Annotated in this window: 11 protein-coding genes; 10 read left to right on the top strand and 1 reads right to left on the bottom strand. The window is 67.8% G+C overall.

Annotation, left to right across the window (positions count from 1 at the left end; all coding sequences use genetic code 11):
• Positions 1–114: 114 nt before the first annotated feature.
• On the top strand, positions 115–858 hold the full coding sequence (locus MJ785_RS04895; protein WP_239308233.1) for a phosphoglyceromutase: 744 nt from the start codon (positions 115–117) through the stop codon (positions 856–858).
• Positions 859–1015: 157 nt separating this feature from the next.
• Here MJ785_RS04895 and phoU read toward each other — a convergent pair whose 3' ends face one another.
• Positions 1016–1657, bottom strand: a complete 642-nt coding sequence (phoU, locus tag MJ785_RS04890; protein ID WP_239308232.1) for a phosphate signaling complex protein PhoU — start codon at positions 1655–1657, stop codon at positions 1016–1018.
• A gap of 366 nt (positions 1658–2023) precedes the next feature.
• Here phoU and MJ785_RS04885 point away from each other — a divergent pair, with 366 nt between their 5' ends.
• From MJ785_RS04885 to MJ785_RS04845, 9 genes are all read left to right on the top strand, one after another.
• Positions 2024–3268, top strand: coding sequence for a sensor histidine kinase (locus MJ785_RS04885; RefSeq protein ID WP_370652870.1), 1245 nt, complete (start codon positions 2024–2026; stop codon positions 3266–3268).
• A 3-nt stretch (positions 3269–3271) separates the two neighbouring features.
• Positions 3272–3952, top strand: a complete 681-nt coding sequence (locus MJ785_RS04880) for a response regulator transcription factor (protein ID WP_239308231.1) — start codon at positions 3272–3274, stop codon at positions 3950–3952.
• Positions 3953–4099: 147 nt separating this feature from the next.
• Positions 4100–5203, top strand: coding sequence for a Ppx/GppA phosphatase family protein (locus tag MJ785_RS04875; protein WP_239308230.1), 1104 nt, complete (start codon positions 4100–4102; stop codon positions 5201–5203).
• Positions 5204–5427: 224 nt separating this feature from the next.
• A complete protein-coding gene (locus MJ785_RS04870; protein ID WP_239308229.1) occupies positions 5428–6405 on the top strand; it encodes a sugar phosphate isomerase/epimerase in 978 nt (325 codons plus the stop codon).
• A 124-nt stretch (positions 6406–6529) separates the two neighbouring features.
• A complete protein-coding gene (locus MJ785_RS04865; protein ID WP_239380104.1) occupies positions 6530–7279 on the top strand; it encodes a class I SAM-dependent methyltransferase in 750 nt (249 codons plus the stop codon).
• Between the two features lie 121 nt (positions 7280–7400).
• On the top strand, positions 7401–8372 hold the full coding sequence (locus MJ785_RS04860; RefSeq protein WP_305039904.1) for a proline dehydrogenase family protein: 972 nt from the start codon (positions 7401–7403) through the stop codon (positions 8370–8372).
• Between the two features lie 33 nt (positions 8373–8405).
• Positions 8406–9209: a pyrroline-5-carboxylate reductase gene (proC, locus tag MJ785_RS04855; RefSeq protein ID WP_370651408.1), complete on the top strand. Its 804-nt coding sequence runs from the start codon at positions 8406–8408 to the stop codon at positions 9207–9209.
• A gap of 280 nt (positions 9210–9489) precedes the next feature.
• Positions 9490–9588, top strand: a complete 99-nt coding sequence (locus MJ785_RS04850; RefSeq protein WP_003948845.1) for a 30S ribosomal protein bS22 — start codon at positions 9490–9492, stop codon at positions 9586–9588.
• A 220-nt stretch (positions 9589–9808) separates the two neighbouring features.
• A complete protein-coding gene (locus MJ785_RS04845; protein ID WP_239308225.1) occupies positions 9809–10687 on the top strand; it encodes an S-adenosyl-l-methionine hydroxide adenosyltransferase family protein in 879 nt (292 codons plus the stop codon).
• Positions 10688–10839 lie beyond the last annotated feature (152 nt).

Below are 10839 nucleotides of genomic sequence, written 5' to 3'. Positions count from 1 at the left end.
GGATCGGCAAAGGGACCGCGTTGTCAGGGCGTCCTGACTGGGCGGCGTGCCCGCATGAGCGCGCCGCATCGATCTGGCCACCTGTGGCGCCCATGTTGCGGCAGGATCGACCGTATGCCGACGCTCGTCCTGCTCCGCCACGGCGAGAGCACGTGGAACCGTGAGAATCTGTTCACCGGCTGGGTGGATGTAGATCTTTCCGACAAGGGTGTCAAGGAGGCGACCCGCGGCGGTGAGCTTCTGCGTGACGCCGACCTCCTGCCCAGCGTGGTACACACCTCGCTGCTGGTGCGCGCGATCCGTACCGCCTGGATCGCCTTGGATGCCGCCGGGCGCACCTGGATCCCGGTCCGTCGTTCGTGGCGTCTCAATGAGCGCCATTACGGGGGCCTACAAGGTCTCAACAAGGCTGAGACGCTTGAGAAGTACGGCGAGGAGCAGTTCATGCTCTGGCGCCGTTCCTACGACACGCCACCACCACCGATCGGGCCCGACCAGGCCAGCGGAGTGGATGAGCGGTACGCGGGCCTGCCGCCAGACGCGATACCGGCAACCGAGTGTCTGCGTGACGTCGTTGTGCGGATGCTGCCGTACTGGTACGACGCCATCGTGCCTGATCTGCGGGCTGGGCAGACCGTGCTGGTCGCGGCCCACGGCAACTCCCTGCGTGCGCTGGTCAAGCACTTGGACGCGATCAGCGACGCCGACATCGCCGGCATGAACATCCCCACCGGCATTCCGTTGCGCTACGAACTGGACAACGATCTACGGGTCGTGAGCTCGGCGTATCTCGACCCGGCGGCCGCGGCGACGGCCGCCGCCGCCGTGGCCGCACAGGGCAAGAGCGCCCGGCAATAGGGGAGTTGATCAAGAAATGGGGCTGGGGCGCGTGCCCCAGCCCCGTGATGCCGCGTCTCCTGTGGCCACAGCCGCCCAGAAACAACAGGGCGGTACAGCTGCCGGGCGCGTTCCCGCGTTCCCGAGATCCCGAGCCTGGCAGCCTGTCCCAGGGGTGTCAGGGCTTGTGACCGGTCACCAGATAGATCACTCGGTGGGCGACCGATACCGCATGGTCGGCGTAGCGTTCGTAAAAACGACCACACAGCGTGATGTCGATCGCCGCTTCCATACCGTAGGTCCATTCGGTTTCCAGCAGCACGTGGAAGAGCTTGCGATGCAGGGCGTCCATCGAGTCGTCATCGCTCTCCAGCTCCTTGGCGAGAGCGGCATCGTGGCTTGCGATGACCGACCCTGCCTTGGCCACGATCCGCTGCGCCACCTGACCCATCTCCAGGATGGTCGAGTGCAGCTCCGGCGGGATGGCGCGCCCGGGATAGCGCCGTCGGGCCACCTTGGCCACGTGCAGCGCAAGATCACCCATGCGCTCGAGGTCAGCGACGATCCGCAGCGTCGTGACCATGGTTCTTAGATCGGTGGCAACTGGCTGTTGCCGCGCCATTATTTCGAAGGATCTTTCCTCGATCTCGTTACGGAGAAGATCTACAGTTTCGTCGGCGGTGATCACGCCTTCGGCAAGCTGGAGATCAGCGTCGAGAAGTGCCGTTGTGGCTCGTGCCATTGCGGAGGCGACCAGGTTGGTCATCTCGACGAGGGACGAGTTGATGCTCTCGAGATCGTCGTGGAAGGCGTCCCGCACGGACGGCTCCTTCGGGTTCGCGGCGGTTGTCGGCCCATTTGATCACAGCGGAGACGGGTTTCGTGGCAATTACCACATACCCGCCCTCCCGGCGCCACGGGTCGACATCGGCGCTCCGGAAGGCTGCCACCGCCCGCGGCCTCGAACATGCCGTGAGGTACCGCGAGGCGGCGGTGGCTTCCCGGACAACGCATGGTCCCGACCGTTGCGCCACCTTACCGTGATCAAACGATGGTCCGTGGCGCTCGCCCCTTGGTGAACGAATCGCATGAGGCGGATGAACTCCTGGCGACGATCGGCTCTGGTTGGCTTGATGCACGCGCAGGCTACGGCTGGGCACCTACGATTCGGCCCGTGGGTGACGGTGTGGGTGAGCGAAGACCTGGGTTTGCGCTTCGCCCGAATTCATCCGGCCCGGCGGCGCGCCCCGCTCCGGAGCGGCCCGCGGCCCTGCCCGACGAGACCCCGTCCGGCTCGGCCTTGCCTGACGTGACCTTGCCCGACGCGCCGGCCGCGCAGCCAACACTGCCGTCACGGCTCATCAGGCGGCTCGTTGACGGGCTGCCATCCGGGCTGGTCGTGCTGGACGCGGACGACGTCGTGGTGCTCGCCAACCCGGCGGCCCAGACCATGGGCGTGATCGATGCTGGCCGGCTGGCTCTCGACGAACTGGGTGACCTGGCCGGACAGACCCGCGCGGACGGCGTCGACCGCGACCGGCAGCTCGGTCTGCCGCCGCGCCCGGAGCCGCCGTTGACCCGCCCGCGTCCTGATCAGGAGGCGTTCGCCGTGCGGGCCCGCACCCTGCGGCTCGGCTCGGACGGCCATGTGGCTGTGATCCTTGACGACGTCACCGAGGCGCGCCGGGTGGAGGCGGTCCGCCGGGACTTCGTGGCCAATGTCAGCCATGAGCTCAAGACCCCGGTCGGCGCGCTGCATGTGCTCGCCGAAGCGGTCGCCGTCGCCAGCGACGACCCGGTCGCGGTCCGGCGTTTCGCCTCCCGGATGACGCGTGAGTCCTCCCGGCTCGCGCGGCTCGTCCAAGAGATTATCGATCTTTCCCGTCTGCAGGGTGCGGATCCGATGCCCGATCCACGACCGGTGCGGGTGTCGGCGGTGCTGGCCGAGGCGTTGGACCGCACCCGGCTGACGGCTTCGGCCCGTGAGATCACTATTGCTGTGATCGGCGACAGCGATTTCGCTGTCAGCGGCGACGAGGGCCAGCTCGCGACCGCGTTGGCGAATCTGCTCGACAACGCCGTCAGCTACTCGCCGACGGGCACCCGGGTGGTCGTCGGGGTCCGCCGGGCAGGCGACACGGTTGAGCTGTCTGTCGCCGACGAGGGCATCGGTATCGCCGAGCGGGACCTGGAGCGGGTGTTCGAACGCTTCTACCGTGCCGACCCGGCGCGTTCCCGCCAGACAGGCGGCACGGGGCTCGGGCTTGCGATCGTCAAGCACGTCGCGACGAACCATGGGGGAAACGTCAGTGTGTGGAGTTCCGAAGGCGCCGGCTCGACTTTCACGATCAGATTGCCGCTGTTGCGGGCCTGCGTCGATGCTGATCCCGATGTTGAGCGTGGCAACGACAGCGATGACAAAGGAGCGTGAAGGGTGACCCGCCTTCTGGTCGTGGAAGACGAGGAGTCGTTCTCGGACGCGTTGTCGTTCATGCTTGAACGGGAGGGGTTCGAGGTCGCGGTCGCCACGGACGGGCCGGCCGCGCTGGCCGAGTTCGAGCGGCACGGCGCTGATCTCGTCCTGCTGGACCTGATGCTGCCCGGGTTGTCCGGAACCGAGGTCTGCCGGGCGTTGCGTCAGCAGTCGGCGGTGCCTGTGATCATGCTTACGGCTCGTGACAGCGAGATCGACAAGGTTGTCGGCCTGGAACTGGGTGCCGACGACTACGTCACCAAACCGTTCTCCGCCCGTGAGCTGGTCGCCCGTATCCGCGCGGTGCTGCGCCGCCGCGGCGAGGCCGAGGAGCGCGTCACCGCCACGCTGGAGGCCGGCCCGGTCCGGATGGACGTCGAACGCCATGTGGTCACTGTCGACGGCACCGCTGTCCCGCTGCCGCTGAAGGAGTTCGAGCTGCTGGAGATGTTCCTGCGCAACGCGGGCCGGGTACTCACCCGCGGCCAGCTGATCGACCGTGTCTGGGGGTCGGACTACGTCGGGGACACCAAGACCCTTGACGTCCATGTCAAGCGGCTGCGTACGAAGATCGAAGATGAGCCGGGCAACCCGCGCCATCTGGTGACCGTCCGAGGCCTGGGTTACAAGTTCGAACCCTGATCATTGCCGTATCTTGGTTGGGGCGGGGCACGTCCAAGATCTTCGGTGCGGCGTGCGGTGGCCGGACGACTGACCAGGAGTGGATGCGAGCGTGGTGAAGCTGTTGCGGCCAGCACAGCGCGGACGGTTGGTTGTCACAGCGGGTGGATGTGTGCTGTGTCGGTGAGGCCGGCCATCGGTGATCAGCCGGCGGCTGATCCGAACGCGGTGAGCCGGCAGGCCACTGCCCGGGATACGGTGACAGCGGGCGGAGCCCGTCCAGAAGGGCTGAGCCAGGCTGACGGTCAGGTGTCCGTGCAGCGCCTGTCGGCCGGTCGGATGCGCCTCGGTGTGATCGACATCGGGTCGAACACCGTGCATCTGCTGGTGGTTGACGCCCATGTCGGTGGCCAGCCGCTGCCGGCGGCCAGCGTGAAGGTTCCGCTGCGGCTGGTCGAGCTCCTCGATGACGGCGGCGTGCTGTCTGCCGAGGGCGAGCAGACCCTGACGGAATGCATCATCCAGATGCGTGGCCGTGCCGACGACCTCGGTGTGGACGACCTTGTGGCGTTCGCCACGTCGGCTCTGCGTGACGCTACCAACAGCGAGGAGGTCCTGGCCAGACTGCGGACGGCCAGCGGTATCGCGCTCGCGGTCCTGCCCGGCCCGGATGAGGCGCGCCTGACCTTCCTGGCGGTGCGGCGCTGGTTCGGCTGGAGCGCCGGGCGGCTGCTCGCGCTCGACATCGGCGGTGGCTCACTGGAGATCGCGGCCGGGATGCACGAGGATCCCGACGTGGTGTCATCCCTGCCGTTGGGGGCGAGCCGGCTCACCCGTGACTGGTTGGCCAACGACCCGCCCAAGCGCTCGGAGGTCGCGGCGCTGCGCCGGTATGTCCGGGCACATATTGCGCCGGTGGTCTCGAACCTGTATGTGGTCGGCGAGCCCACCCGGGCGGTGGCGACGTCGAAGACCTTCCGGTCGCTGGCTCGTATCGGCGGTGCCGAGCCGTACAGCCGCGGCCCGTACGTGCGCAGAGTCTTGCGCCAGGATACGCTGCGTGAGATATCCACCCGCCTGTGTAAGATGTCCGCGGCTGAACGCTGCAGCCTGCCGGGGGTGTCGGCTGATCGCGCGGGCCAGCTCGTCGCGGGGTCCGTGGTGGCCGCCGAAGCCCTCGACCTGCTCAACCTGAGCGAGGTGGAGATCTGTCCGTGGGCGCTTCGTGAAGGCGTCATTCTGCGTAGGCTGGACTGGTTGACGTCCGCCTGACCCGAGGGCCGGTGCTGAGGGCGGATGCTGACGGCCGGCGGCCCGGATCCGCGCATGCTGCCTGGGTACGTGGGGCCGAGTACCGCAATGGTGTCCGGATGTTCATTTCTCGGACGGTGGTGAGCCGCCGCGGGGGTTGGTGGATCTCCGCGGGGTCCCGGAGACCCGATGACGGCACGTGAGGTGGCAGTGAAGATCGAGCGGGCACGCCCTACTCTGGAAGGATGCCCGAGGCGTCAACCCCAGCGCCGCGGCTCGGGGGCGCCGAGGCCGCGGGCGGCGGTATGCGGCGCCCGCAAGGACCGGCGCGAGGTTTCGCCGTATCCTCCCGCGGCACCGCATACCCGACCGTGATTGCTCCCCGCCGCGCTGACCGGATCACCGCCAGGGTGCCTTCGGCGAAGATTGCGCTGTCGACCGCGTCGACGTACCCCGAATCGACGGCGGCCGCCTTCGAGATGGCCGCGCGGCTCGGCTACGACGGTGTCGAAATCATGGTGTGGACGGACCCGGTAAGCCAGGATCCGGAGGCTCTGCGGCGGCTTGTCGATTACCACGGTATTCCGATTCTCGCTGTTCATGCCCCATGCCTGTTGCTGACCCAGCGCGTATGGGGAGCTGAGCCCTGGGCGAAACTACAGCGGGCCCGTTCGGTCGCCGAGACACTGCGGGCGCCGACCATCGTCGTCCACCCGCCGTTTCGCTGGCAGCGTGACTATGCCCGCGATTTTGTCGAGGGCATCGAAAGGATGGCGGACGAGACAGCCGTCCGCTTCGCGGTCGAGAACATGTTTCCGCTGCGCGCGCGCGGGCGGGAGATTTCCGCGTACGCTCCGGACTGGTCGCCGCTGGGTGATGACTACCGGCATGTCACTCTGGACCTGTCGCATACCAGCGTTTCGCGTTCCGATGCATTGGCCATGGCGGACGAGCTGGGCGAACGGCTCGTCCACGTCCACATGGCCGACGGCAGCGGGCTGGCCAAGGACGAGCACCTCGTGCCCGGACGCGGCAACCAGCCTTGCGCTGACCTGTTGGAGAGGCTGGCGGCGCGGGGGTTCGACGGCACCGTGGTCGTAGAGATCAATACGAGGCGAGCGGAGTCCCGGGCCCAGCGGGAGGCCGATCTCGCCGAGGCGCTGGCGTTCACCCGGCTCAATCTCGCCGCCGCGCCCGCGACGGCGAGCAGCCATCCGCGTTGATTGAGCGCTGATCCAGCTCCGCGAGCAGCGGGGCTCGCCGCGATCGACCGGCGATCGACTGGCGATCGACGCTGCGGACGCGGATGTCCTTCACGGCGTTCCGCGATGATGACACGATGCTCTGGTGGGCACCAGGTCGCTGTTCGATCCGTTGGTGGACGCCTATGACGCCGCGCGGCCGTCCTATCCGGATCGGTTGTTCGCGGATCTGGAGTGGCTGGCCGGGCGTGAGCTCGCGGATGCCGACATCGTGGAGGTCGGCGCGGGAACCGGCATCGCGACCCGTCAGCTGCTGGCCCGCGGCGCTCGGGTGATCCCGGTGGACCACAGTGCGGTGATGCTCGGGCGCCTGCGCGAACGCACGTCCGGACTGGGCGCGGTACGCGCTGATGGTGAGGCTCTTCCGTTCACCGGCACTGTGGCGGACCTCGTCTGCTATGCGCAGGCATGGCATTGGGTCCGGGTGCCGGTGGCCGCGGCCGAGGCCGCCCGGGTGCTGCGGCCCGGCGGTGCGCTCGCCGTCTGGTGGAATGACGTCGACGGTGCGGATCTTCGCTGGTGCGAACGCCAGCAGCGGCGGTTGGAGGCGATGAGCCCGGGCTACCAGCGGGATTACCGGCTCCGCCCGTGGGCGGATGAACTGCGGTGGACGGGTCTGTTCGCCGAAGTCGTGACGGTGTCTGACCGGTGGAGCCGGACGCTTGCGCTGGACGCGTATGAGCTGTGGCTCCGCTCGAAGTCGTACGTCCAGGCGATCGGGGATCGCCTGGAGGACTTTCTGGCCGCTGAGCGGAGGTCGCTGCTGGAGGCGTTCCCGGACGGTATGATCACTGAGCCGTTTCGCACGGTGCTGGTCGTCGCCCGCCTCGCCTGACAGCGGACCGGGCGAGGGCAGGTTGCCGCGAGCGGGGAGAATCCTTTCCCGGGCTGCTGCCGCGCGTCAGCGGTCTGGCCACGGCCCGCGGGGGGAGGCTGGAAGGGTGCTGCGTACCGCGATGTTGCGAACAGCGGTGCTGGCCGCATCGAGCGATCATCGGGTCCGGCGGTTCGTGTCGACGAGCCCGGTCACCCGCGGTGTGGTCAACCGCTTCGTCGCGGGTGAGGACGTTTCCGCGGGGGTCGGTGTCGCGGGCCGGCTGTGTGAAGCCGGCCTGCGGGTGTCCCTGGATGTTCTCGGTGAGGACGCGATCGACCGGCAGCGGGCGTACGAGTCCGCCATGACCTATCGTGACCTGTTGCGGGCGCTTGCCGACGCGGGTCTCACCCCGGCCACGGAGGTGTCACTCAAACTCTCTTCGTTTGGTCAGGCGTTCGACGCGCCGCTCGCCCGCGAGCTCGCGTTCGGGGTGTGCCAGGCAGCTCGGGACGCGGGCACCTGCGTCACCGTGGACATGGAGGACCACACCACAACCGACGCGGTCCTGACCACAGTGGCCGAGCTGCGCCGGGAGTTCGACGAGACGGGCAGCGTCGTCCAGGCGTACCTGCGCCGCACCGAGGCGGACTGTCGTGATCTTGCTGTCGCCGGTGGCCGGGTCCGCCTGTGCAAGGGCGCTTATGCCGAGCCGTCGTCGGTGGCCTTCACCCGCCAGACCGAGGTGGCCGCCTCCTACGCGCGGTGTCTGGCGATCCTGATGGCTGGGCGGGGCTACCCCATGGTCGCCACCCATGATCCTGCGTTGGTCGAGCTGGCCGGTCGACTGGCCAGAGCTGTTGCTGGGGCTGTTGCTGGGGGCACGGCCGGCCTGGTAGAGCCGGATCCGGGTGGCCCCCGCCCCCGGCCGTTCGAATATCAAATGCTCTTCGGTGTCCGGCCGGGCGAGCAGCGACGCCTTGCCGGAGCGGGTGAGGTGGTCCGGGTCTACGTACCGTGTGGGCGGGAGTGGTACGCCTACCTGATGCGGCGGCTTGCCGAGCGCCCGGCCAATCTGCTGTTCTTCCTGCGGGCGCTGCGGTCATCCCGATAGGAGCGGCGCCGTGCGGTCGGTTCCAGTGGAGGGATGTTCATGACGGTCGCGATTCTCGGTGCCGGCAAGCTGGGCGAGGCGCTGTTGTCCGGTATGATCCGCTCTGGCCATGATCCCGATGATCTTTTTGTGACCGCGCGCCGCTCCGAGCGCGCCGAGGAGCTGTCCGCCCGCCACGGGGTCCAGGCGTTGTCGAATCCGATCGCGGCCGCTCGGGCGAGCGTGCTGATACTCACGGTCAAGCCGCAGGACATGACCGCTCTGGTCGATGAGATCGCGGCCGTTGTCACCCCGGAGCACCTGGTTGTCTCGGTGGCGGCTGGTATCACCACCGCCTACCTGGAGCAGCGGCTCGCCGCGGGGACACCGGTCGTGCGGGTGATGACGAACACGCCGGTCCTCGTGGACGAGGCGATGTCAGTGATCTCGGCGGGCGCCCATGCCGGCGAGGACCACCTGCGGCGTACCGAGGATCTGCTGGCGCCGGTCGGGAAGGTCGTCCGCGTGCCCGAGGCACAGCAGGACGCGGTGACGGCGTTGTCCGGCAGCGGCCCGGCCTACTTCTTCTACCTCGTCGAATCGATGATCGATGCGGGAATCCTGCTGGGTATCCCGCGGGCGGTCGCGGCTCAGCTGCTGGTGCAGACCGCGGTGGGGGCCGCTGTGATGCTGCGCGATTCCGGCGAGCATCCGGTGATGTTACGGGAGGCTGTGACCTCCCCGGGCGGGACAACGATCAATGCTATCCGGGAGCTGGAGAAGCACGGGGTCAGAGCCGCGTTGCTGGCCGCGATCGAGGCGGCCCGGGACCGGTCCTGCGCGCTCGCCTCCGGTTAGGGCGTGTTTTGGACGTCGTCTGTCCGGCTCGCCGTGTCCAGGCGCCCCCTGGCCGCGTTCTCGGCGACACCGATACAGCTCGTCTGGCCCCGGTGGTCCGGATGGCCAGGTCCGGCGGGTGCCCAGCGCCCGATGGGGGTGCGGTTGTGGGTCCCCGGCGCTCCATCGGAGGCCCCGGGAGCCGAGCCACTCCGGGGGCGACGCGGCCGGCACGGGCCTGGGAGCGGGTAGGCTCAGCCGACAGTTCGTTCGGCTTTCCTCAAACAGATCGGTCGGGTTCGTGGGTTCGGTTATCAAGAAGCGTCGTAAGCGTATGGCCAAGAAGAAGCACCGTAAGCTCCTCAAGCGCACGCGCGTTCAGCGTCGTAACAAAAAGTAGTCGCGCTGCTACTTTGCGGTACGCAATTTCTTCTCCTGGCTGCCGCGCTGTTCCGCATGCCCGGGGTGGAAAACTGACACGCTGAATTCCAGCGGTTCGGGCGGAGTGCTGTGTAACGGTCCGGTTTCGGCGGTAGGTCCTCGACTGCCGGCTGCCAGGTCTTGTGGGAAGCTCACATGTGACGGGTGGCAACGGAGCCAGCCTCGGCACAGGGGATCGTATGGCGGGTTTGTGGATCAGTTTTCTGTCGGATTACGGGCTGGACGACGCCTGCGTGGGTGTGTGTCACGGGGTGATCGCCAGGCACGCCCCGGACGCGCGGGTGATCGATATTTCTCACGCGGTACTCCCGCAGGATGTCGAGCACGGTGCGGTAATGCTGGCGGGGGCCGTCGGCTACCTGCCCAGGGGGATACACCTCGCCCTGGTCGAACCACTCGGTACCGACGGCCGGTACGTCCGCGGGATAGCGGTGCGCACCGCGGACGGGTCGATCATTGTCGCGCCTGACAACGGGCTGGCTTCGCTCGCCTGGGAGATGCTGGGCGGTGTTGTCGAGGTCCACGAGATCGCCAATCGGGAACTGTGGCTGCCGATGCCGACCGCGGTGTTCCGTGGCCGGGACGTCTACGCCCCGGTCGCCGCGCGGCTGGCGGTCGGGCTGCCGCTGGAGGACGTGGGGCCGAGGCTGGATCCCGCCTGCGTGGTCCAGCTGCGGCCACGCGCCTGTTCGGTGGATGAGGACCACATCCATGGCGAGGTCGTCGACATCGATCATTTCGGTAACCTCGCTCTGAACATCACTCGCACGGATCTCGAGGCCGCGGGCATCATCCTCGGCGATCCGGTTGAGGTGCGCATAGCAGAACGTACCCTGACGCTGCGATTCACCCATACCTATGGTGAGGTTGCGGTCGGTCATCTTGCGGTCTGCGAGGATTCACTACGCCGCGTTATGATCGCTGTTAACTGCGGGCGGGCGGTGGATGTTTTGCGCGTGCGTCGCCGCGCCGCGATTGTGATCGCTCATGGCCCTCGCGAACAGCGTTCACGATCGGTGGTGTCCGCGGAGCCACTCTCGCGTTCTGCTTATATCTGATTTCACCCGGTGATCGATTGGCGGTGTTCGGGGCCGGCTGGGCGTGGTGTCAGGTCACATTGCGTCCGCTAACGCGGGCTAACGTCGGCTAATGGGACGCCACGCCACGGACCACGGCGCGTTGCCGTATGGACAACCCCAGGGCGTAACAT

Source organism: Protofrankia sp. CiT1 (assembly GCF_917627335.1).
Classification (GTDB): domain Bacteria; phylum Actinomycetota; class Actinomycetes; order Frankiales; family Frankiaceae; genus Protofrankia.
The sequence above is the reverse complement of the archived record's forward strand: the minus strand, read 5'-3'. Positions and strand labels throughout refer to the sequence as shown.

Excerpts from the sequence above, each read along its gene's own strand:
- MJ785_RS04895 (WP_239308233.1), top strand. The coding sequence starts at position 115 with ATGCCGACGCTCGTCCTGCTCCGCCACGGCGAGAGCACGTGGAACCGT.
- MJ785_RS04875 (WP_239308230.1), top strand. The coding sequence starts at position 4,100 with ATGTGTGCTGTGTCGGTGAGGCCGGCCATCGGTGATCAGCCGGCGGCT.
- MJ785_RS04870 (WP_239308229.1), top strand. The coding sequence starts at position 5,428 with ATGCCCGAGGCGTCAACCCCAGCGCCGCGGCTCGGGGGCGCCGAGGCC.
- MJ785_RS04860 (WP_305039904.1), top strand. The coding sequence starts at position 7,401 with ATGTTGCGAACAGCGGTGCTGGCCGCATCGAGCGATCATCGGGTCCGG.
- proC (WP_370651408.1), top strand. The coding sequence starts at position 8,406 with ATGTTCATGACGGTCGCGATTCTCGGTGCCGGCAAGCTGGGCGAGGCG.
- MJ785_RS04845 (WP_239308225.1), top strand. The coding sequence starts at position 9,809 with ATGGCGGGTTTGTGGATCAGTTTTCTGTCGGATTACGGGCTGGACGAC.